The sequence below is a fragment of the Microcoleus sp. PH2017_09_SFU_O_A genome (assembly GCF_020738625.1).
Lineage (GTDB): Bacteria > Cyanobacteriota > Cyanobacteriia > Cyanobacteriales > Microcoleaceae > Microcoleus.
In genome coordinates this window covers 25834-48222 of sequence record NZ_JAEQCF010000004.1, presented here as the reverse complement: position 1 = coordinate 48222, position 22389 = coordinate 25834, and the positions used below count along the sequence as shown (strand labels likewise).

18 protein-coding genes and 1 pseudogene are annotated in these 22389 nt (G+C 45.0%); 7 read left to right on the top strand and 12 right to left on the bottom strand.

All coding sequences use genetic code 11. The annotated features are described in order from the left end of the window. The first annotated feature begins 68 nt into the window (after positions 1-68). The 3 genes from JGK16_RS02100 to JGK16_RS02090 all read left to right on the top strand — a co-directional run bounded on the left by JGK16_RS02100 (position 69) and on the right by JGK16_RS02090 (position 4262). Positions 69-635 (top strand): hypothetical protein, encoded by a 567-nt coding sequence (locus tag JGK16_RS02100; RefSeq protein WP_293175414.1) that lies wholly within the window; start codon positions 69-71, stop codon positions 633-635. Positions 636-1416: 781 nt separating this feature from the next. Next, the gene (locus JGK16_RS02095; protein WP_293175416.1) at positions 1417-2772 is read left to right on the top strand and encodes an ATP-binding protein; all 1356 of its coding nucleotides are present in this window, start codon (positions 1417-1419) and stop codon (positions 2770-2772) included. A gap of 113 nt (positions 2773-2885) precedes the next feature. Beyond that, positions 2886-4262 carry an ATP-binding protein gene (locus tag JGK16_RS02090; RefSeq protein WP_293175418.1) on the top strand — a complete coding sequence of 459 codons (1377 nt, stop codon included), beginning with the start codon at positions 2886-2888 and terminating at the stop codon, positions 4260-4262. A gap of 253 nt (positions 4263-4515) precedes the next feature. Here the strand turns inward: JGK16_RS02090 and JGK16_RS02085 are convergent, their stop codons facing one another. Further along, entirely contained in the window at positions 4516-5301 is a 786-nt protein-coding gene (locus JGK16_RS02085; RefSeq protein WP_293175420.1) for an ion transporter, read from the bottom strand. 110 nt (positions 5302-5411) lie between these two features. Here JGK16_RS02085 and JGK16_RS02080 point away from each other — a divergent pair, with 110 nt between their 5' ends. Then, positions 5412-7148 carry a pentapeptide repeat-containing protein gene (locus JGK16_RS02080; protein ID WP_293189494.1) on the top strand — a complete coding sequence of 579 codons (1737 nt, stop codon included), beginning with the start codon at positions 5412-5414 and terminating at the stop codon, positions 7146-7148. A 246-nt stretch (positions 7149-7394) separates the two neighbouring features. Here the strand turns inward: JGK16_RS02080 and JGK16_RS02075 are convergent. Next, a pseudogene (locus JGK16_RS02075) lies at positions 7395-8018 on the bottom strand (DUF4276 family protein). After that, positions 8012-9208 carry an AAA family ATPase gene (locus JGK16_RS02070; RefSeq protein WP_293189495.1) on the bottom strand — a complete coding sequence of 399 codons (1197 nt, stop codon included), beginning with the start codon at positions 9206-9208 and terminating at the stop codon, positions 8012-8014. The pseudogene JGK16_RS02075 and the gene JGK16_RS02070 overlap by 7 nt, the downstream one beginning before the upstream one ends. A gap of 343 nt (positions 9209-9551) precedes the next feature. Here JGK16_RS02070 and JGK16_RS02065 point away from each other — a divergent pair, with 343 nt between their 5' ends. Both JGK16_RS02065 and JGK16_RS02060 read left to right on the top strand, forming a co-directional pair. Next, entirely contained in the window at positions 9552-9896 is a 345-nt protein-coding gene (locus JGK16_RS02065; RefSeq protein WP_293175428.1) for an NAD(P)H-quinone oxidoreductase subunit M, read from the top strand. Between the two features lie 397 nt (positions 9897-10293). Continuing rightward, positions 10294-11475, top strand: coding sequence for a transposase (locus JGK16_RS02060; RefSeq protein ID WP_293175430.1), 1182 nt, complete (start codon positions 10294-10296; stop codon positions 11473-11475). 61 nt (positions 11476-11536) lie between these two features. Here the strand turns inward: JGK16_RS02060 and JGK16_RS02055 are convergent, their stop codons facing one another. Both JGK16_RS02055 and JGK16_RS02050 read right to left on the bottom strand, forming a co-directional pair. Further along, positions 11537-11842 carry a hypothetical protein gene (locus JGK16_RS02055; protein ID WP_293189496.1) on the bottom strand — a complete coding sequence of 102 codons (306 nt, stop codon included), beginning with the start codon at positions 11840-11842 and terminating at the stop codon, positions 11537-11539. 253 nt (positions 11843-12095) lie between these two features. Further along, positions 12096-12296 (bottom strand): hypothetical protein, encoded by a 201-nt coding sequence (locus JGK16_RS02050; RefSeq protein ID WP_293175434.1) that lies wholly within the window; start codon positions 12294-12296, stop codon positions 12096-12098. Positions 12297-12581: 285 nt separating this feature from the next. On the opposite strand from JGK16_RS02050, the gene JGK16_RS02045 reads away from it, so the two are divergent. Continuing rightward, the gene (locus tag JGK16_RS02045; protein WP_293189497.1) at positions 12582-14951 is read left to right on the top strand and encodes a protein phosphatase 2C domain-containing protein; all 2370 of its coding nucleotides are present in this window, start codon (positions 12582-12584) and stop codon (positions 14949-14951) included. Between the two features lie 549 nt (positions 14952-15500). Here JGK16_RS02045 and JGK16_RS02040 read toward each other — a convergent pair. The 7 genes from JGK16_RS02040 to JGK16_RS02010 form a co-directional block, all read right to left on the bottom strand. Further along, positions 15501-16196, bottom strand: coding sequence for a CsgG/HfaB family protein (locus tag JGK16_RS02040; RefSeq protein WP_293175438.1), 696 nt, complete (start codon positions 16194-16196; stop codon positions 15501-15503). A gap of 462 nt (positions 16197-16658) precedes the next feature. After that, positions 16659-17033, bottom strand: coding sequence for a DUF1823 family protein (locus tag JGK16_RS02035; protein ID WP_293189498.1), 375 nt, complete (start codon positions 17031-17033; stop codon positions 16659-16661). 135 nt (positions 17034-17168) lie between these two features. Next, the gene (gene gap, locus JGK16_RS02030; RefSeq protein ID WP_293175471.1) at positions 17169-18200 is read right to left on the bottom strand and encodes a type I glyceraldehyde-3-phosphate dehydrogenase; all 1032 of its coding nucleotides are present in this window, start codon (positions 18198-18200) and stop codon (positions 17169-17171) included. Positions 18201-19039: 839 nt separating this feature from the next. Further along, positions 19040-19348: a P-II family nitrogen regulator gene (locus JGK16_RS02025; protein ID WP_293153759.1), complete on the bottom strand. Its 309-nt coding sequence runs from the start codon at positions 19346-19348 to the stop codon at positions 19040-19042. A gap of 4 nt (positions 19349-19352) precedes the next feature. Beyond that, positions 19353-20324 carry a sodium-dependent bicarbonate transport family permease gene (locus tag JGK16_RS02020; RefSeq protein ID WP_293153762.1) on the bottom strand — a complete coding sequence of 324 codons (972 nt, stop codon included), beginning with the start codon at positions 20322-20324 and terminating at the stop codon, positions 19353-19355. A gap of 196 nt (positions 20325-20520) precedes the next feature. Further along, positions 20521-21255 (bottom strand): glutathione peroxidase, encoded by a 735-nt coding sequence (locus JGK16_RS02015; protein ID WP_293175442.1) that lies wholly within the window; start codon positions 21253-21255, stop codon positions 20521-20523. 429 nt (positions 21256-21684) lie between these two features. After that, complete coding sequence (locus JGK16_RS02010; protein WP_293175444.1) at positions 21685-22326, bottom strand: Uma2 family endonuclease; 642 nt, start codon at positions 22324-22326, stop codon at positions 21685-21687. Positions 22327-22389 lie beyond the last annotated feature (63 nt).

The window sequence follows — 22389 nt, the reverse complement described above, 5'->3', positions numbered from 1 at the left end:
GGTAAACATCAAAAACTTTAAAAAGAACTCCCCAGCCTACAATCTCAAAGCTAAAATCTAAAATTACCATGACTCCCGAAGAAATTAGTAATACCCTTAAAGACTTATTTGGCGAAAATGTTGAGACGCCTGCTGCCACTTCTTGGCAAGTCCAAACCCCTAAATTTCGGCTTTTAGTCCTGCTTTCAGAAGACGGAAGTTGGTTGCGGATTTTGCTACCCATCGCCGATGCCCAAGAAGCTCAACCGTTTTTCGAGAAACTGCTAGAAGCTAACTTTGACACCACCCTCGAAACTCGCTACGCCATACATCAAAACGTTTTGTGGGGAGTGTTTCAGCACAGTTGCGCTACACTCGCCGCCGCCGATTTCTCGGCCGCCATCACCAGACTGCTAGCTTTGCAAGAACAAGGTTTGTCCGACTTTTTCGGCGGTTTAATCGAAAGCCGCATCCGTCAAATCATCAAAGCAGCCAAGATGCAGGGACAATCCATAGAAACCACCCTTCAGACTTTAGATCGTTTTTACGCAGAGGGATTGATGGGCGAAATGGAACTCGGGCGAGAGTCTCGCGAACAGACTCTCGGCGCTTGGCGCTATCAGCTAGAACGCCTCTGGCCCGAGGTGGAACCCTGAGAGGATTTTAGATTTTAGATTTTAGATTTTAGATTGCAGATTGCAGATTGCAGATTGCAGATTGTAAATTGCAAAAAATAAACGGTAGTAAGACGGTAATCGGAGTTGGGAAGTTCCCTAAAGTTGCATTTATTTAGAGTGGTAGGGCAGCAACGCCCGACGGTTAGGACTTTCTTAATTCCTGAAACCCTTGCATTTGATTGCTTCTTGTTTCTGGCTGATTCCGATTTTACCTTTGCCCTTAGGGCGCGGATTGGACGATCGCCATCCGCCCCCTAGATCCCTCGATCCATGCCCGTATATTCACCAATTGCCCGCTATCGCTGCTCTCCAATTCCCTACCATCACCCAAAAATGGTATAACGCATAACCAAAGTGCCTTAATGATTTTTTAAGATTTCCCAAAACAGGCGATCGCATGGTATATCATGGTAAAAAGTTAATAACAAAGCTCCGTAAGTTCCACAAAAGCTTCGATCGTTTAACATTGATTCAGAAACCAAATCTTTATAGCAATCCTAAATGATTCAGATAAATTTGTAGGGGTAGTGCCCCCGTGCATACCCCCTATCTATCGGGCAACCGGGATCTTAAAGATCCCCTACAAAAATTATGCAAATGATTTAGGATTGCTATAGCAGACAATGCCAGGGCGATCGAGTTTTCCCATCCGGTGCTGCTGTAATTTTTTAAATTAATAATTACCCACCACCAATTACCAGTTACCAATAAATAGCAACTAAAGTTATCCATCATACAAAATTTAACAGGAGTTTCATCTATGTTGGCTGTGCATCAGATTAGCTCGGAGTTATCAGTGTTACACATACCTGCAATTTGTACTTGGAACATCTCCTTAGAATCAACTCTCCTCGACTTGCCTCTCTACAACTGCCAAATAGAATTAACTCAACAGGCAAAAGAAGTAGCCCAGGCTTTTGAAGAAAATTCCATGCTTCCAGGCGTCATGTTGACAAATATGGGTACTTTTGTCGGCATCATATCCAGGCGTCAATTTTTTGAAAAAGTTAACCGTCGCTACGGGTTAGAAATGTTTTTCAAGCGACCGATAGAGGTATTGTACAGATTTTCCAGGCAAGAGCTACTGGTGCTTCCTAGCAGTAAATTAATAGTAGAAGCCGCCCAGGAATCGCTTTACAGATCAGTAGAATTAGTTTACGAACCTGTAGTAGTCGAAGTGGCACCCCAGACCTACAGACTGTTAGACGTACACCAATTAATGGTTGCTCAATCAATAATTCATCAATTGACAAATAAATTGCTCCACGAACAAACCCAAGCCAAACTTATCCAAACCGAAAAGATGGCGAGTCTGGGGAGGATTGTAGCAGGTGTAGCCCACGAAATTAGAAATCCGCTCAACTGTATTTGGGGAAATTTTACTTTTCTGCTGTCCTATTTTGAAAACTTGCTTCAGCTAATCTCGGTTTATGAAGCAGAATATCCGGAACCGTGTCCCCGAATTGATGCCCTCAAAGAAGAAATAGAATTTGATTTTTTACAAGAAGATTTGCCAGTCACCTTAGAAGGCATGAAGTGGGGAGCCTCACAATTACTAAAAATAGTCAACGGTTTGCACCACTTCTCTCACATGGATGAGACAAAGCCAGTAGAAATAGACATTCACGAATGCGTGGAGATTACAATGTTAATTCTGAAAAATCGCTTTAAAAATGGCATAGAAGTGGTAAGAAAATACGGCGAACTGCCGCTAGTTAACGGTTACTCGGGTCAATTGAGTCAGGTGTTTTTGAATTTGTTAGTTAACGCTCTAGACGCCGTGACAGAGTATGCAGCCGATCGCGAACTAGATACAGAGTGCGCGGATAACTGGCAGCCCCAAATCCAAATTACGACTAAAGTGGTAGAAACCGCAGAGGGCAAGTGGGCCGCCATTGGGATCGCCGATAACGGGCCCGGCGTTACCCCAGAAAATCAGCAGCACATATTTGACACATTTTTTACCACTAAACCAGCAGGCAAAGGCAGCGGTATGGGGCTGGCAATCAGCCATCAAATCATCACAGAAAAGCACGGCGGCAAACTAAAATTGCGATCGCAGCCCGGCCAGCACACCGAATTTGAAATACTCCTGCCGATCGTTGGCAAAACATGATTAACTCAAGAACAGCCTTCAGGTTCGGCCATCCAAGTTAAGCGCGATCGGCTAGCTTAGTAGTTAAGTCCTCATTTTGCTTTAAGAGCGTGTTTCGGCAACTAAAAGTTTCAGTGGCAAATACATTAAGTCCCAAACTCCTCGGCCCTTCACTCTCCGAAGGCAGCCATCAAGATCTTTCCCTAGAGTCTACCCTCCAAGATTTGCCCCTGTATCAATTTCAGGTTAAATCGAGCTGCTTGGCCGTAGTAGTTGCCGAAATCTTTGAACAGAATCGCCCAATCCCGGGAGCCGTATTGATAGAAGCAGGAAAATTGGTCGGGATGATATCCCGCAGACAACTGCTGGAATATTTGCTCAAACCCCAAGGCCCCGAGCTATTTTTGCACTTACCGCTGAAGGTTCTCTACAGTTACGCTCGCGTCGAAATATTATTGCTTGCAGAGAGTACAACCATTTTGGCAGCGGCTCAACAAGCTCTGCGTCGATCGCCCGAATTGCAGTCAGAACCAATCGTAGTCCAAATCGACTCCCAATCTTACCGGCTCTTAGATCCTCACGCACTAAACATCGCCTACTGGCAAATTCGTGGCATAGAAACTCAAGTCCGCTACGAAAGAGCCCAAACTCAAATGATTCAAAGCGAAAAAATGGCCAGCTTAGGTCGTTTAGTCACCGGAGTAGCCCACGAAATTTTAGATCCGGTAGGCTTCATTTGGGGCAATTTAACCTACATCAGCGAATACAGCAAAAACTTAATGCAGTTGCTCTCAGTTTACGACGCGCACTGTACCAATCCCCCGCCAGAAATAGCACAGCTAAAAGAAGATATAGACTATGACTTTTTGCAAAACGATTTCCTCCGAACAGTTACCAGCATCAAAGCCGGAGCCGAACGTTTGAGGAAATTAGCAAGCAGTTTGCAAAACTTTTGCCACATCGACGATGTTTATCCCAAACCAGCCGACTTGCACGCCAACATAGATAGCATACTTTTGCTGCTCAAAAGTCGTTTGACCAGGGAAATCAGAGTAGTCAAAAACTACGGATACCTGCCGCCAGTTCAGTGCTATGCAGGACAGCTAAACCAAGTATTTATGAATATCTTGACCAATTCTATTAATACATTAATTAACGCAGCAGTCGGTCAAGAATTGGCGAAAGAGTTCAAAGGTGGAGTAATAAAAGACTTCGAGCGCCAGCCTCAAATTGAAATCACAACTCAAGTCTGCTGTCCCGAACCTGCGAGTGATTTGGATAAATTACACGTTCGCTGGGTTTCGATTCGCATAGCAGATAACGGCCCAGGAATGTCACCTAACAAGTACAATAAAATCTTAGAATCCTTCTCTACCGAAAAACGCGCCCTCAAAGAAACGAGCTTAGCCGTTAGCTATCAAATAGTGACCGGCAAACACGGCGGCGCCTTCAGAATGCGATCGCAATTAGGCACCGGTACCGAATTTGAAATCTTGTTACCCTTAGCTTAAAGAAGTTATTAGTTATTAGTTATTAGTTATTAGTTATTGGTTATTGCTTGGTTCTAATAACCAATGCCCAAGGTCGGGAGCATCTCAGTTTTGTAAAAAGCATTTTTTTGATTATAGTGCGAGCGTCCCCGCTCGCGTATTATTATACAAATCGCGAGCGGGGACGCTCGCACTATGAATGCAAAACTGAGATGCTCCCACCAATGCCCAATGCCCAATGCCCAATGCCCAATGCCCAATGCCCCATTCGCAATTACCTCTTACCATTATCTAACTGAGTGCCGCATATTTTACAGAATTTAGCATTAGCATCATGTACAGACCAACCGCAACCCGTACAAACAGTTTCTACCTGATTAGCACTTTTAACTAACTGCTTGATCAAATCCCCCAATTGCCAAGGAATCAGAGCAATCCCCGTCACAATCATCAAAATAGTCAGAAAACGACCAGATTCCGAAATCGGAGTAACATCACCGAATCCCACCGTAGTCATCGTCACAACCGAGAAATAAACAGCGTCCAAAAAAGTCCCAAAACCTTCAGGATTTTCGGGATGTTCAACTTGATAAATCAAACCAGAATAAACAAAAATTATCGCCAGCAAAGTAAACAGAATTCTGGAAAAAATCACTCCATCTTCGCTGCTGATGCGAAAAACAGAATTTTTCAATTCCAGAAAGCGGATGAGTCTAAGAATTCTAAACCAGCGAAAAATCCGAATAAAACTGACATTGACAAATCCAAAAAAGAATGGTAAAATCACCAGCAAATCGACGATAGAGAAAAAACTAAAAATAAACTTAATTTTATAGTCAGCGCACCAAAGTCGCAGTAAATACTCGACAGCAAAAACAACTAAAAGGGCGGTGTCGAGAGTTTGTAATTTGATTCTAACGGATTGGGAAATCGGATAAGTTTCAGCGATAAAGCTGGCGGAAGAGAGGAGAATTAGTCCGGTAATAATTAAACTAACGGTTCTCCCTGTGGGCGTTTCAATATCTTCTAGATAAAATGCAATTTGTTTCCGGTTTAACATAAATAATCTGTATTGTAGGCTGGGTAGGGACACAATATTGTTGTATCCTCTCTAACTAATAGCTTAAAATATTTAAAGCGCTAATTTCAAATATCAGGTAATTATTGAAGATGACTATCGAATTAACGAAGGGTGACAGATTTAATCTTTCTAAGGAAGCTCCTGATTTCAATAAAGTTGCGATCGCCCTGGGGTGGCAAGTCAGCCAGACAGCACAAAATTACGACATTGACGCATCTGTTTTCATGTTAGGCGCTGACGGTCGAATTCCCGACGAAAAATATTTTGTATTTTACAACAATTTGACATCCCCAGACGGTGCAGTGCGACATTCGGGAGACAGTGCGACTGGACAAATCGAGGGAGATGACGAGACGGTTTATGTGGATTTGAGTCTGATCGATGCTGCTGTTGAGGAAATTGTGTTTGTTGTTACCATTCACGAGGGACAGGCAAATAATCAAAATTTTAGTCAAGTCAGAAATTCGTTTATCCGGCTTTACAATCTCAAGACTGGTAGCGAACTGGTTCGGTATAATTTAAAAGAGGTTTTTTTGCAAGAAACGGCTTTAGAGTTTGGACGTTTGTACAGAAAGAATGGTGAATGGAGATTTCAGGCTGTAGGACAAGGATATAATGCTGGATTGCAAAGTTTTGTGGACAAGTATCATGTTGAGAATGCGGTTGATAAAAGCTCGAATGCTGGTGGGAAGGTTGATGATGCTGAGGTTTTGAGGCGTTTTTGCGATCGGGTGGATAAGCAATTGCAGGAAGTGGCTGCGGGAGAGTCTGTTGCTAATCCTGTGAATGCGGATAATGTGGAAGTAGATGGGGATGTAGATAGTTCAGTTCAAGAAAGTCAGGAACCGGCACTGACTGCTGAGGAATTTTGGCGGCGGTGTAGAGACGGAGAACGAGATTTTACAGGGATTAACTTAGCAGGAGTAGACTTGAGCGGAAAAACTCTGGAATCTCCCATTAGTTTCAGTCAAGCAAACCTGAGTAATGCCAACCTGAGTAATGCCAACCTAGTCAAGGCAAACTTGATTGGAGCTAACCTGCAAGAGTCAAACTTAAGCTCAACCAATCTGCAACAAGCTGATTTGATAGAGGCAAAGTTAAGCAGTGCGAATCTAACTAAGGCAAAATTGGAGTATGCAAAACTGATTCAAGCGAATCTCCGTCAAGCAATATTAAGCGATGCAAACTTCACAGGAGCAAACCTCACAGGGGCAAATCTCAGTGGAGCAAACTTAACAGGGGCAAATTTTGCGGCTGCTAACCTAACTGCTACCAATCTAAATAGTGCTAACCTAACTTCTGCCAATCTAAATAGTGCTAATTTGGCAGGAGCAGATTTAAGCAAATCAAATCTAAACAACGCAAGCCTAAGTGCTACTAATCTGACAGGCGTTGAATTGACAGGTGTAAGTTTTATGGGAGTAGACCTTACGAACGTTAACTTGAAGGTCGCTAACCTCACAGGTGTAAGCTTTGTTGGAGCTAACTTGAAGAGAGCTAACCTCAGAGGTCTTGACCTGAGAGGTGTTAATCTTATTGGGGTAAGTTTGGTCGGATTAACCCTAGATAGCATCAACTTGAGCGGGCAAAACTTAAGGTGGTTCAATCTATGTGGAACTAGCTTGAGTGGTGTCAATTTGAGTGAAGCCGATCTAACTTCAGCAGACTTGCGCGGGGCAAACTTGACAATGGCAAACCTAGAGAAAGCTAATCTGAAGGAGGCTAATTTGGCGGGAGCAAACTTAACAGGAGCAAAGATGGAAGGTGCAAAACTAACGGGCGCAATTATGCCAGACGGCAGAACTTACAAGAGAACTCGCAAATAAATTAATGTGTGTAATAAAAACTTCAATCCTTATATTTCTGGAGTGACGCATTGCGACTAAAGAAACCGGGTTTTTTGCCGAATCTGTCGCCCCAAACCCATATTTTCGCGAAAAAACCCGGTTTCTGGCCCCTGTACTGGATTTAAGCACTGCGACTCTGAGAAACCGGGTTTTTTGCCGAATCTGCGGGCTGAAACGAAATATCTCGAAAAAACCCGGTTTCTGGGCCCTGGCGCGCAAGTCGTTCTAGTTGCCTTGTTCCATTAGTTCGGTGAGAGTTGTAAAAATACGATCGCACTCTGAAGAAGCCTTGCGAACTTTCTCAGCATCCAACATTTCTAACAGCTTGGAAGCGTGCTGTATCTTTTGATATTCGCCTTTCGATTTTGTGTCGCGGGTAGCTGCTTTCATACTTGGTTCTAACAAATCCTTTTCAATCATCTCTACATTCCTATTTTTAGGAATCGCATTTTCTTTAAATCCCTGCCCCTAAAATCTTTTCAAAGTATCAATATCAGCAATCAACCAAGCTTCCATCGCTTGAACCATCAGATAGCAATGAGTGTCATCCACCCCAGGCGAATCCCAATTATCCCTCGACTTCAAATGCTCCCAAGGCGACTGCTTTACAGGTGCTTCTGAGTCAACTAAAAGGATGACAAAGGCATTTGGGTGATCTTCCAAAGCATTCTTAAAATTCCTGAAAGCATGATTCCTAGAACCGCAGAGAATGATCTGCCACTTGATTTTCTTGCTTTGGGCAACCTGCACCAGTTCTTTGAAAAAACTGCTAAATCCTTGTCGGAGCAATTGCTTTGTATTCTTGCCATCGCCGCCACCTTCGATGTAAATGCGAACCTCCTTTACCATCGGTTTCCCCCGATTTCTCCCATCCGCCAGAGGTCTCCCAAACTGTAATTCTCAAGCCATTTTTTTAGTCGTTCTGGATCGAGACGGTTCAGGTGACTTCCTCTATCATCTCGATCGCATATTAACACAGACTCAGGACTCAGCGCCGACACTAAAGCATCGGAATGAGTTGTCACAATCAATTGCGTGCGCTGTGAAGCTTCGATTAGCATTTCAGCAATCGCAGGCAAAATGTCGGGATGCAAGCCAATCTCCGGTTCTTCAATACAGATAAGTGGCGGTGGAGTTGGATCTAGGAGTAAAGCTATTAAAAATAAATAACGCAGCGTACCGTCTGATAAACGGGTTGCGGGAATTGGCTGAATCAATCCGGTTTCGCGGATAAATATCTGGACAGTACCGCCATAAATCTTGATACTCAGTTCTTCGGCTGCATCGTAAAATAGTTTTAATTTTTCAATAATCTGCCTGCTTCCTAATTGATACTGTAAGTTGTTTAAAACCAGTCCTAAGTTGCCACCATCTTCTAAAAGTGGATGTTCCGGCAAATCAGTTTGTTGAGCTTTTCTCGATACTGAATCTCTCCCTGTCTGCCAGTTACGATATAAACCTATTTGGGAAAATGTATTACCCAGATATGATAGCTCTGGATATTGTTCTGGATCTTTTCTTTGAGATAAGATTGATTGATCGGGAATGATGTCTTCTCGCCGCAGAGTCCGCAACTTTCTTGTTTGCTCGTTGTCCTCTGTAACGTTGATAACTGGGCGCCCCCAATTATTATGACGGTAATAAAAAAATGGCTCGCTTTCTGAACTATAGCGCGGTTCCATATCTTCTATAGCTTCGTCCACTACCTCAAGTCTCTGACCGGATGTGGTAAAACTAATCTGATAGCGCAGTGGCATCGCTCGTTCTGGGTAATCTAAAATAGCCTCAATTTTTGCTGTAGGAATACCTTTTTCACCTTTCCACAAAAAATCGCTGATGCCTCCGCCTTGACGGATCGGAGCAGGTAAGTCTGTAGGTGTTGCCTTCAACACTCCCATCGCTTCGATTAAGTTAGACTTGCCCGATGCGTTAGTACCGATCAACACGTTTAATGGTTGCAGTTCAATTGTTTCCCCCTCACTTCCATAGGAAAGGAAGTTTTGCAGTTGCAGGGAGTGAATAAATTTCTTGCCTTCCACCTTGTCCTCCTAGGCGAATTCTCAACTATTATACATTGCGAATGCTTTCGTTTTTAGTGTTGAATTAAGTAAGTCTCAAAACTAAAATGTTTGTAGTAAGGACTGAAGTCCTTAAAAATAGAAGGACTGAAGTCCTCACTACGAACCTGACTGCGAACATGAAAATACGATCGCCCTTCCCCCCTTTCCCCCTCTTCCCCTCTCTCTTCCTTCGCGACAAGAGTGCTTACGCGCGGCGCAAGCCTAACACGTCTTCGCGGTTCAATCCTCGTCATCCCAGTCCTTCGCGCATCTCTGTGCCATTACAATAGGTTCAGGAAAAAATCTTTACAAATAAGAACTCATGCAGCTCAAGTCCACCACCCGCCATATTCGCATATACACCGCCATCCTCGAAGACAACGAACTCGTACCCAGCAACGACCTTTTGACGATCGACATTGACCCAGATAACGAACTCAACTGGAACGACGAGTCAGTCAAACAGGTATATGCCAAATTTGACCAACTCGTAGACTCATACGAGGGCGAAGACTTGACGGAATACAACCTCCGCCGCATCGGTTCGGAATTGGAACACTTGGTGCGATCGTTCTTACAAAAAGGCCAAATCAGCTACAACCTCAACAGCCGCGCTGTCAACTACAGCATGGGACTTCCTCAAGTTGATGCCAAAATTCACCTCTAAGGGGAGACGGGGAGACGGGGAGACGGGGAGATTAAAAAAATCTTCCCTCTTCCTTCTTCCTAATGACTAATGACTGCTGACTAATGACAACTGACAACTGACAACTGACAACCGACAACTGACCGAAATCATCCAGGATACAAGCCCCCGGATTCATCCGTGGAGAAATAAAAAACCTGTATCCGATGAAACTTGCCCCCCGAATTTATCCGTGGGGTCAATGCTTCAATCTAAAATTCTTCAATCTAAAATCTAAAATCGATTGACCGAAGAAATGGGTACAAGCCCCGTCCTTCCTGGACGGCTTTCAAGTCTTAGTCAAGCAGAATCAAAAGCTTCATCGAGGATTCTGAATAAATACATATCCGTTTATTCAGAGGAAGGCTAGAATGGTTTTATGCTGAATTTAACCTACGAGTACAAACTCATTCCGACCGACGCGCAGCGCGAAACCTTCGACCAGTGGCTTGATATTTGCCGCAAGGTCTACAACTTTGCATTGCGTGAGCGAAAAGATTGGGTTAACTCCCGTAAGTGCGATGTTGATTCATGCAGCATCAAGCAGGAGTACATCATCACGAATGATGCACCCCGACCCACTTTTGCTCGTCAGTGCAAAACACTCTTCGAGGCAAAGAAATCAATCCCTGAATTGAAGCTGCCTCATACCCATGTCTTGCAGCAAGTGTTGCGTCAACTCGAAGCAGCGTTTGTCGCAATGTGGGAACGGGGTCACGGTTTCCCTAGATTCAAAAAAAGGATGAGATCGTTTGTCTTTCCGCAACTGAATTTAGAATCCGTGAAACGATTCGATGGTGAGGATTGGGTCAATCTTCCTAAGATTGGTTTGGTCAAAATGCACTTGTCGCGTCCCATTCCTGATGGCTTTGAGGTCAAGCAAATTCGTGTTGTGAAACGCGCATCTGGCTACTATGCGATGCTCACGTTGCAGTGCGATGTCGAAGTCCCTCAAGTTTCACCATCAGGTCACGGACTAGGCATTGATTTGGGGTTGGAACATTTTCTAGCAACGTCTGATGGTGAGTTGATTGATAGACCTCGATTCTTTGTGGATGGACAACGCAAGCTGAAATTGCTGCAACGTCAACGGTCGCGCAAGAAAAAGGGTTCTAGAAAATTTCGTCAACTCCAACATCAAATTGCTAATCATCACGAATACATCTCGAATAGCCGCAAGGACTTTCATTTCAAAACCGCTCATCATCTATGCGACCAAGCGCAGACTGTGTTTGCTGAGGACTTGAATCTCAAAGCGATGTCAGCCGGAATGCTCCGCAAGCACACTCTGGATGCAGGGTTTGGACAGTTCCTCAACCTCTTGAATCATGTTTGTTTCAAGAGGGGTGCATACTTTGCTAAGGTCAATCCTAATGGAACAAGTCAAACTTGTCCTAGATGCCAGACGCACACAGGCAAGAAGGAACTGTCTGAACGGATGCACAAATGCCCTGAGTGTGGGTTTGAAACGAATCGAGATGTAGCAGCCGCGCAAGTGGTTTTGCAACGTGGATATACAGCGGTGGGACACATCGCAGTGAATTTTGGGGAGGGCAAGTAGCATGAGCTATCCTGATGAACCAAGAATCCCCAAGCTGCAAGGCAGGGGAGTTGTCAATAGATCAATCTTCCTCACTCCCCACCGTTTCTGCGTCTTTCCCGCTCTTCTTGGGAGTTACCGCACAATTGGGATCGCGCTGCAAAAACTGTTTTACCGCAACTTGGCGGTTGGTCATAAACTGACCCCAAGCGCCCGGAAATAGCCCATCCAAGGTTTCCACCAGCGCCCATACCTCAAGATTCATCACTTGGTAATAAAAACCGTGAGAATGCTTAATCTTAGTCAGCATTTCGTCTACCTCGACGGTCGGGAGCAGCTTCGGATCGGGCAAATTCTCGGGAATGGTACTGGACTCTTGTACGGGCATGGTTAGTAACTCAACAGCTTGCAGAGGCCGATCGATTTTAAATTTGAGATTTTAGATTTTAGATTGATACCACAGATGAATCTGGGGGCTTGAACTAATATCTAATTTTTTGTGCTGCTTGCGACTCCTGTCGGGGGCTGGCATCGGTATGCGGGTAACGTTAAATTTAACTAGACAGGCGAAACTCAGGCACTAGGCACCGATCGCCCTTCGCGACAAAAGTGAGAATTGATACTTATTTATACCTGCTGGCTCAGGGGACTTCTACGTACCTGCATCCTAGCATTACAGTCAGTTCAAAGTCTCTATTCCCGCTCAAAGTCGCGATTGCTTCGTCCATTGGCACGATCGGGAATATGCTAAAAACATCGCGCCCTTCAGCTTCCTGACTTCGGTTCCGTCGCGCCTGAGTCAAGCTATGAAAGCCGATCGCCAGATTTATCCGAGCGCCCACAAAATGGTAGACTGTTTTTGTCAGTACAAGACATTAAAACTAACTGCTGGACTGGGGGAAAGTCACGCCTAAAACATTATCTGGAGAAATCACAGAGCACCGAAAAGTGCTAGCTTGGTGAGCCTAGGAACCTGAAAAATCAGGAGATTAGCACTGTAAAGTCTTAAGAGTCCCCGCGTGCTGAGAAAGCGGGGGTGTAAAATAATCGCCACGTATCAACCCATCGAGGTTCAAGCGCTAGAATAGTTCAGATCAGCACTGGGCCCAAAGGCGTCAGGAACCCTTATGCAAAACTCTGTGCCAAAACACTATTTGTGGGCTGTAGGTGAAGGGATCAAAGCTTGTAAGCCGGGCGATCTGATCGCGGGTCGCTATTTGCTCAAGCGCGATCGACTTCTTGTCGATACTCAACCGGAACAGTTGCCGGAAATGCCCGAAGAGATTCCGAGTTCGATCGCTCCTTATCTGAGACTGTTTGCCTATCAGTTGCACGTACCTCAAGTATACGGACTGGTATCGTCCCGGCTCAGCAAGCTCTCGGGAGATATCTGGCTGCTGGAAAACGCACCTATTTTAAAGGTGACGGAATCATTAATGCCGGAATTGGCGGACACCTGGAAAGGGGCCGCCGCCATGCGACAGCTCAATTGGCTGTGGCAAATTGCCAAAGTTTGGCAGCCGTTTATCGCTCAGGGCGTGGCTGCGACGCTGCTGACTCCGGAACTGCTACGGGTGGAAGGGCAATTAGTTCGGTTTTTGGAATTGCAGCCCGATCCCAAACCGCCTAGTTTGTCGCAATTGGGCAAATTGTGGCAGCAGTGGATCGATGATGCTCACCCCGCAATCGCCAATTTTTTGCGACAGCTTTGCCAGCAAATGGTGGCCGGTCAAGTGCGCCACGGCGAACAACTGATGGGCCAATTGGATAAAGCTTTGGCAAAATGCGGCCGATTTTACGATCGGACTGTGGAAATTGCCACGGGCACGGATGTCGGTAGAGCGCGGGCTCACAACGAAGATGCTTGCTATCCGCCCGATGGTACGGTGTTTGCCGGAATTCCGGGATCGGAAGCTTGTGCGATCGTCTGTGACGGTATCGGCGGACAAGACGGCGGCGAAGTCGCTTCGGAATTGGCGATTACTGTGCTGCGGGACAAGTTGCTGCAAATGCCCCTGCATCAAGCTAATTGGGACCCGCTGAGCCTGACTTCCAAGCTGGAACGGGCAGCTTGTGCTGCTAACGACAAAATAGCGGGTCGCAACGACACGGAACACCGCCAAGGCCGCCAGCGCATGGGTACTACCCTGGTGATGGCTTTAGCGCACATTCACGAGCTCTATGTCGCCCACGTGGGAGACAGTCGGGCTTACTGGATTACCCGCACCGGCTGCTATCAAGTTACTCTCGATGACGATGTGGCTTGCCGCGAGGTGCGTTTGGGCTACTCCCTCTACCGGGATGCTTTGGAACAAGTGGCCGCCGGAGCTCTGATTCAAGCTTTGGGCATTACTTCTTCCAACACTCTGCACCCGACGGTGCAACGTTTTCCGGTGGATGAGGATTGCGTTTTGCTGCTGTGCTCCGACGGTTTGAGCGATAAAGACCGGGTTGAGCAATGTTGGGAAGAGGAGATTTTGCCGATTCTCGACGGTAGCATTACTGTGGCGAAGGCGCGCGATCGACTGATCGAGATTGCTAATACTAGAAACGGTCACGATAATGTCACTGTAGCTTTGATTCACTGTCAAGCACATTTGAGGGAAGAAAGCAATACTTTGACAGAATTGTCTGTCGCACCTTTAGAAGTGCCGATGGAACTAATTGCTGACAGCGAGGATATGCCAACCGATTTGACGGAAAGCCCCAGCCTTAGCGATACGAATTCTGAAGTGAAAACGCAGTTAGTACGATCGCCCGACAAAGGCAAAAGTCTATTTACGCTGCTGGTAAAAATAGTATTTTTGTTGGGTTTGGGGGGTGTATTTGCTTATTTTTTCATTCCTCCGGTGGGTCGGGCGATCGATACTGCCGGGGAGTCGCTTTTCGGTAAACGCCGTTTAACTAATCCTATAAACGGGTCGGGGAAAATAGTTGAATCTGCACCTACTGCGAGCAAGTCTTTAGAAAAAGGCACGTTTATAGAGATTAAAAGTTCTGGGACTGGGGAATTGGATCCATTGGGCGATCGCTTGAATTTGCGAGTCGCCATCGGTGACTCGCCCATTAAGGGAACAGTCCCCGCGGGCAGCATTTTGCAGGTAACAAACAAACAGCTTACGCCTCAAGGCAACTGGCTGGAATTGAAAGTTTGTTCTATTCCTGAAATAGGGCGATCGAACTCTCCCAAGCCCAAGTTAAATAAGGATTTTTCTAATGTTTCAACACCAGCAGTCAGTCCATCTCCGGCGGTAGCAAGTTCCTCGCCATCTCCGGCGGTAGCAAGTTCCTCGCCATCTCCGGCGGTAGCAAGTTCCTCGCCATCTCCCACGGTTAAACCAACAGTGGGAGTAGAAAGCGCCAAATTGCAAGCGGGGGAAATCGGATGGATTCAAGAACAAGATGCTGTTTCTCAGATAGCAACTAATCCGAGTCCCAACCCGAATCAACAGGGGAAATGCGCTGTTGCTTCTGACTCAAATCCCAAAACTAATTAAACTGTTAAGGCTGGAGTTTCAGTTGACAGTTGACAGTTGACAGTTGACAGTTGACAGCTTGAGGGCTACCTCTCCATAAAAGGAAGAGGATTGAAATAGTGAATAATTTTGTTTTATTTCCCACCTAAAAGGAGGAGGCTTTAAACCCATTCTTCTTGGTAATCTTTTTCTAAAAGATGAGGTGTTCGACGGTAATGCTAAATAGTAATTGGTAATTCGTAATTCCTTGTGCCTGTTAGCTTTGTCAGTTTTCTGGAGATAAAGACGCTCTTCGTACTATCAACCAGTCACAAAAATTGTCATACTTCATGGAGAGTGAGAAAAGCTATGTGTTGAGCAGATTTGATGAAGTTACCAATAAATATTACATGGATCGAGCCGATTTCACTAACAATCTTTCATTGATATCCACAATATCTATAAAGCGCCCCCAGCGAGCGAAAAAACTTTCTAACAGGCAATTGAACCGACATGATATGAAATAATTTTAGATTTTAGATTTTAGATTTAATTATGCCAAATCTAAAATCTAAAATACTTTTAAACTTCTTATCCTAATTTCTTAGAGACTTCTGCAAGTTTAGTTACCATTTGGGCTACGGCTTTGTCAACTGCTGCGCTCAAAAGTCCATCTTCATTGCTACTCCCGGAATTGCCGCCAACGCCTCTGACAGAAAAACTCGAATCGCTTTGATCTGCTTCTCCTAGTGCTTTTGCCGTGGCCAGAATATCTCCGGAAGCTGTTCCGATTAACCGCACGTCTATTTGCACAGTAGCTTTGGTTTTTTGGGAACCGCCACCGATACCCATGAAACTGCCGCCGCCGGATTGTTTGTCGATATTAAACTTGGTAATGGTGCCGATGAGTACGGCGTCAACTCCTAGTTTTTTGCCAATTTCGGCTGCGGTGCCGGCATCCATTGAACCGCTGCGATTTTCTTGTTTGAGGACTTGTTCGAGTTTGCTGCGATCGACTACTGTGTAAGTGCCATTGTTAACGAGTTCGTTGATTAGCAGTTCGCTGATGCCTTTGGCTGCGCCGACTCCTCTGTAGGAACTGTAATAGCTGTTGGTGGTGCCGTAGTCGAAGTCCATGACGACGAGGCGCTTTTTGGCGGTAGCTTGGGCTAGTTGGGTTGCGGGTTTGATGTTGGCTGGTGTGGCGATCGCATTTACTGAAACGCCGACTAGCATGAGCGTAGCTAGGGAAATGCTGGTTAAGCGAGATATGGTGGTTGTTTTCATAAAGCTTTCCTCACAATGGTTTTGTTCCGACTCTAGAATAGTGCACGGAACCGCCGGATGTCAGGGTTGCGGGTGATTAATGTTGGTGTGGGCGATCGGGTTTTACTTTATTCTGACGCTAAAAATCTTTAATTTTTGTTAATTAACGGCAGATAAAAATAGAAACTGAGCAAGACTTTGATCAATGTTTCAATCCCTAATATTCGATACTTTCTTAGGATCGCGAATTAAATAATTTACACAAGCTTGTGGGATGGGCGTGCCGCCCGTCTATAAAGAACGGGCGGGACGCCCATCCCACAATCATTAAAATTATAAGTTATTTAATTCTTATTTATTACCAGAAAGAATTGGTTTAAAGCCCGAAGCCCGATCGGGGAAAAATTAAAAGAAGACGATTCATTACTCCAATCCTCGGACTTCCATGTCAACTGTCAACTGTCAACTGTCAACTGTCAACTGTCAACTGAATGAAGCCCCAGCCTCCAAAAAACCCATCAACCAATTAGCCATCGTCGCCCTGCGAGTCTGTCTCGGCCCGAATTCCCCAATCTTATAGCCCTTAAATCCCAATTTTTCCTTCAGCAACTGCTTGTTTTCTGGAAGAGTCGATCGCGTCAATTTCACCGTCGCAGGCCTAGAATCAATAAAATCCGGCGGTTCCGGATAATCTTCGCGCCACTCGCTAGCAACATCAGCGCTATTCCACTTACCAGTCTCCGCATCAAAGCGGTAGCCTAGATACAGCCAAACTAATTGGTTGACAGCAGCATCGTCCATTTCTTCGTTGAGGATAGCCCAAATAGTTTCGTTGTTCAGCGGTGGCAGTTCAGACATAATTCGAGTTGGAGTGCGATCGACAATAACAACAATTTAACCCATGGCGGTCTACCCAGATGGTAGGTTCGGCGCGGGAAAATCTCGATTTATTCGTGTTCGCATTCGATCGCCCCGCCGAACCACCCTACAATACTACTTACCCAAAATTCCGTCCTTCTCGGCCATCGAGATCATCAAATCAATGACGCGGTTAGAATAACCCCACTCGTTGTCATACCAGGAAACGACCTTAAAAAACTTAGAATTCAGTTCAATACCCGCACCTGCATCAAAAATGCTCGATCGGGCATCGCCCTGAAAATCCGTCGAAACCACCGCATCCTCAGTATATCCAAGAATACCTTTCAGTTCGCCAAGAGAAGCTTTCTTCATAGCTTCGCAAATTTCTTTATAGCTAGTTTCCTTCCCCGTTTTGAAAGTAAGGTCAACCACAGACACATCTGGAGTCGGCACACGCAAAGCCATACCCGTCAATTTTCCTTTCAATTCCGGCAACACCAAACTAACAGCTTTCGCCGCACCAGTCGAAGAAGGAATAATATTTTGAGCCGCACCGCGTCCTCCCCGCCAATCTTTTTGGCTGGGCCCGTCTACAGTTGGCTGAGTAGAAGTCATCGCGTGAACAGTCGTCATCAAACCTTCTTCCAAACCAAAATTATCATTAATAACTTTGGCAATTGGTGCTAGACAATTAGTAGTGCAGCTAGCATTAGAAACAACAGTATCTGTGGCCGGGTCAAATTTGTGGTGGTTGACGCCTACTAGAAAAGTTGGAACTTTTTCTGGATCTTTAGTCGGTGCGGAAAGTATTACTCGTTTTGCTCCCGCCGTCAAATGTTTTGAACCGCCGTCAAAATCCGTAAACAATCCGGTAGATTCTACAACATAATCCGCACCAGCTTTACCCCACGGCAATTCAGTCGGATTTCTAATCGAAGTGCACGGAATAAAACGTCCGTCAACGACAATCCCGTCTGGTTTCCCTTCAACTTCGCCGTCATAAATACCGTGGGTAGAGTCGTATTTGAAAAGATAAGCCAGGTTTTCTGGCGAAACTAAGTCGTTAATACCGACAAATTCGATGTTCGGGTTTTTGATGCCGGCACGCATGACTAGCCGTCCGATGCGACCAAATCCGTTGATGCCGACTTTTAATGCAGCCATGTTTAAACTCCTATTGAAAATATCGCTAGTCGATCGCGCGATAGCCTGTTGTGGCTTAGAATTTACCACGCTAACGGATTTGGGCTACTGATTCTTTTCTATATCTTAAGAATTCTGAATTTGGTGCGGGCGGCGAAATGCAATTAATCCTGAAATGACCGCTGGCTAATGACCGATCGCTGATGATTTTAAAATTGTAAAATTGCTATAATCAACACAGATTTTTATCACATTATCGTTGATTAAATTACTCTAAATTAATTAAAAAAAACTTATGTAAAAGCTCAATCCGATTTTATGTAGGAGCAATGGCCGATTTTGATAATGTGAAATGGCTATATAGCGTTTCTCAGAAAGATGAGGTATGCCGAGGTATGCTGCAACCCTTATAGTATCAAGCTTTCGATCGCAAAATGGGCACCTCACTTTTCAGAGAAAGGCTATATAGCGGTTCTCAGAAAAATGAGGTATGTTGTTGGGCTTCAGCCCTCTTAGTTTAAGAGTTATGTGGGCTGTCAGTTATACCTCATCTTTTTGAGAAAGGCTATATATTCAGAAACCCGGTTTATTAAATAAACCGGGTTTCTAATGACAGTTGGTAGTTGGCAGTTGGCAATTGTTATTTGTTATTTTTGAATATAGCGATTCTCAGAAAAATGAGGTATGACTGGCGGCTTGTATAACCGCTTAGACGTATAGGGCCCAAGCCCAACAACGTACCTCATCTTTTTGACAAAGACTATATCTGCCAATAATCAGTAACTACTTACTAATAACTACTGACTACAGTCAACAGTCAACAGTCAACAGTCAACAGTCAACTGTCAACTGTCAACTGACTACCCAACGCACTTAGTAGTGAGCAATTCCACTGCATCCGAAATAAAACAAGCACCACCAAACTTATTTAGCACCGGTCTAATATTTTCTGCAACTGCCGATATTTTATCGGGCTCGCAGAAAGCCAGCACATAAATATTATCCAGCATACTCATTGCTAAATCGTCCGATTTGCGTCCCCTAGTGGTTTTGCCGGCGACACCGCGAATCACCGAATAACCAGGGACGCCAGCTTTGTCTAAACCGTCTAAAATCTTTGGGAGCTCCACCGAGTTCGCAAAAATTTCTATCCTTTTAACTGCGTCCATAAGTTCACATCCAAAACATATTGATTGCGTATAAATACATGGGAATGCCTACAACGATGTTAAACGGAAACGTCACTGCTAAGGCTGTTGAAATGTAAAGGCTGGGGTTAGCTTCGGGAACTGTCAGCCGCATTGCTGCTGGTACTGCGATGTAAGAAGCACTCGCACACAATACCGAAAATAACAGGCTATCTCCCTGCGGCATTCCGATTAATTTTGCTATCAGTAAACCAACTGCTGCATTAACTATAGGAATTAGGATTGCAAAGGCGATCAGGAAAATTCCTGTTTCTTGCAAATCTTTAATTCTGCTAGCAGCAACCAGACCCATGTCTAGCAAGAAAAAAGTCAGAACCCCGTAAAACAAATCTTGAGTAAACGGACTCATAACTTCCCAACCGTGTTCTCCTGTCAGAATGCCCATAATGAGGCTGCCGACTAGCAGAAAAACTGAACTGTTGAGGAAGGCTTCTTGCAGCACTTCTGACCAAACTATTTCGCGTTTTCCTTCCTCTCCACCGAAGACACTTACCAGAATTAGACCGACGATAATTGCAGGGGATTCCATTAATGCTAGCGCTGCTACCATGTAACCGTCAAAGTCGATTCCTAGTTCTTTGAGGAAGGAAGTTGCGGTGATAAAGGTGACGGCGCTGATGGAACCGTAGGTGGCTGCGATCGCCGCGGCATTGTAGGAGTCGAGTTTGATCTTCAGTATGAAGAAAGTATAAACTGGTACTAGCGCTGACATCAGCATCGCTGCGAAGATTGTCAGGGCGACTTGCTGGTTGATTCCGCTTCGGGACAGTTCGACGCCGCCTTTAAATCCGATCGCAAACAGCAGGTACAGCGAAAACAGTTTCGGGATGGGCGCAGGAATTTCTAAGTCAGATTTTAGGAAAATCGCCAGCATTCCCATGAAAAATGCTAATACTGGTGGATTTAAGATATTTGACGCTACGAGGCTTAAATCCACGATCGTTCACTCCCATTTCTGATTTTTTTAATATTACTTCACAAATAATTGTTACACGAGAATGGATCAATGGTGCGATCGAACTCTGGGAATGGCGATATATATTCCTAAAGACGGTTGCAGGTTGGCAGCGTACACCTACAACAACAGAGTAAGGTGTGCGCTGCCAACCCGCAGCCTAAGTATTTTTCCCTAACTAAGCAGTTGCCAAATAAGACTCTAGAGCTTCGGAACCGCCGATCAACTTGCCGTCGATAAACACTTGCGGCACGGTTGTAGCGCCAGTCACCGCCCGGAGCGATCGGGTTGTGACATCCCGGCCCAAGACGATTTCTTCATAATCCAAGCCCTTTTCAGTCAGCATTTTCTTAGCCTTGGCGCAGAAAGGACAGCCCATTTTTGTAAACAGCGAAACTACCTTCGGCTTAGCTGCTGCGGAGTTGATGTAGTGCAGCATCGTCTCGGCATCGGAAACCTTGAAAGGGTCGCCCGGTTCCTCCGGTTCAATAAACATTTTTTCAACCAAGCCATCTTTGACTACCATCGAATAACGCCAAGACCGCTTCCCAAAGCCTAAATCAGTTTTATCTACCAGCATTCCCATGCCTTCGGTAAACTCACCGTTACCGTCGGGAATTAACGTCACATTGTCTGATTCTTGGTCTTTTGCCCACTCGTTCATTACAAAAGTGTCGTTGACGGAAATACAAACGATTTCATCTACGCCATTTGCTTTGAAAACTTTGGCCAATTCGTTGTAGCCAGGGAGGTGCGTTGACGAACAAGTGGGAGTAAAAGCTCCCGGCAGAGAAAACACTGCTACAGTTTTGCCTGCAAACAAATCATCGGTGGTGACATCCACCCACTCGTTGTCCTTGCGAGTGCGAAACGTGACTTTGGGTACTCTTTGACCTTCGTGGTTCGTCAGCATGATTTTGAATCCTTCGGTACTTGGGTTAAATTCCTTTGCTTGTTATAGCGTACTCATAACGAGTATGACTTGTCAAGGGCAGTGGGTTTTTTCTTGGGACTGCTGGGTGCGCGCGAGTCAGTTGCTCGTCTTTGCGACAGCTTGGCGATCGAGCAGGGTGCATCTGGCTTTTGGCAAATATGTTTGTAGGGGCGAAGCATGACCGTAGTCAATATGGGATGATAACTAATAACTTATATGCGGTCATGCTTCGCCCTCTTCAAAGGTGAGATGCACCCATGGATAAGATTGAAAAATTGCTGTTTAGGAATGAAAATTAAATAACTTACATTTTTTATTGTTCTTGTGGGATGGGCGTCCCGCCCGTCCAGAAAGGACGGGCGGGACGCCCATCCCACAAATATGTGTAAATTATTTAATTCGCGATCCTTAGTTCGATCGCAAATTTCGCCTCCATGCCTTTGCTGCTGCTAGCGGGTGAGGATTTTTGACACATTCTGTCAACATCTCGATATCAAGTTCTGGTAGCAATTCGCTGTTTGCGATCAATTCATAACCGCAGTTTGATACAAACTCAACCGGAATCTCTTCTCGCAAATGGTAGATCGAAAATCTCTCATTTCGCCAGAACCAAACCTCTCGCACATTCAACCTTCTGTAGAGTTCTAGTTTATTGATGCTGCCACTGGTAACAATCACTTCAATTACCAAGTCGGGAAATTCTTTATCTGTGCCAATACAGTAAGCTTCATCCGGTTCCGTACCGCCACTTTTTTCCTCTTGCCGCAGAGTTGTAGACCCAAAAGGGAAATATTCAATGTCAGCTTCTACAAAATAAATTTCCAGCAAATTCCCAATGCGAGTTTTACCATTTTCATGGCGACGAGAAGGTGACATAATTTCTAAAAGCCCATCTAAATAAGTAACTCGATATCCCGCAGCATCTCCAATTCGATTTAGCACTGTATCGTATTCTTCCCAGTTCACCCTATCCGTGATGTAGCGCTCTTCAGGATCTTGGCGTTGGAGTGCTTGTTGTTTAAGTAATGTATCTAGCTCGATTGTCAGCATTAGTATTACCTCCTTACAAGTTGTTCTAATTTTAGCAGACGGCGGTTAAAACCGCATCTACAC

What these genes read in the sequence shown, in the direction of transcription:
- gap (WP_293175471.1), bottom strand. Translation starts at nt 18,200, where the DNA reads ATGGCTGCATTAAAAGTCGGCATCAACGGATTTGGTCGCATCGGACGG.
- JGK16_RS02040 (WP_293175438.1), bottom strand. Translation starts at nt 16,196, where the DNA reads ATGAAAACAACCACCATATCTCGCTTAACCAGCATTTCCCTAGCTACG.
- JGK16_RS02010 (WP_293175444.1), bottom strand. Translation starts at nt 22,326, where the DNA reads ATGCTGACAATCGAGCTAGATACATTACTTAAACAACAAGCACTCCAA.
- JGK16_RS02035 (WP_293189498.1), bottom strand. Translation starts at nt 17,033, where the DNA reads ATGTCTGAACTGCCACCGCTGAACAACGAAACTATTTGGGCTATCCTC.
- JGK16_RS02045 (WP_293189497.1), top strand. Translation starts at nt 12,582, where the DNA reads ATGCAAAACTCTGTGCCAAAACACTATTTGTGGGCTGTAGGTGAAGGG.
- JGK16_RS02095 (WP_293175416.1), top strand. Translation starts at nt 1,417, where the DNA reads ATGTTGGCTGTGCATCAGATTAGCTCGGAGTTATCAGTGTTACACATA.
- JGK16_RS02100 (WP_293175414.1), top strand. Translation starts at nt 69, where the DNA reads ATGACTCCCGAAGAAATTAGTAATACCCTTAAAGACTTATTTGGCGAA.
- JGK16_RS02065 (WP_293175428.1), top strand. Translation starts at nt 9,552, where the DNA reads ATGCAGCTCAAGTCCACCACCCGCCATATTCGCATATACACCGCCATC.
- JGK16_RS02025 (WP_293153759.1), bottom strand. Translation starts at nt 19,348, where the DNA reads ATGGACGCAGTTAAAAGGATAGAAATTTTTGCGAACTCGGTGGAGCTC.
- JGK16_RS02080 (WP_293189494.1), top strand. Translation starts at nt 5,412, where the DNA reads ATGACTATCGAATTAACGAAGGGTGACAGATTTAATCTTTCTAAGGAA.
- JGK16_RS02060 (WP_293175430.1), top strand. Translation starts at nt 10,294, where the DNA reads ATGCTGAATTTAACCTACGAGTACAAACTCATTCCGACCGACGCGCAG.
- JGK16_RS02085 (WP_293175420.1), bottom strand. Translation starts at nt 5,301, where the DNA reads ATGTTAAACCGGAAACAAATTGCATTTTATCTAGAAGATATTGAAACG.
- JGK16_RS02055 (WP_293189496.1), bottom strand. Translation starts at nt 11,842, where the DNA reads ATGCCCGTACAAGAGTCCAGTACCATTCCCGAGAATTTGCCCGATCCG.
- JGK16_RS02015 (WP_293175442.1), bottom strand. Translation starts at nt 21,255, where the DNA reads ATGCTGACGAACCACGAAGGTCAAAGAGTACCCAAAGTCACGTTTCGC.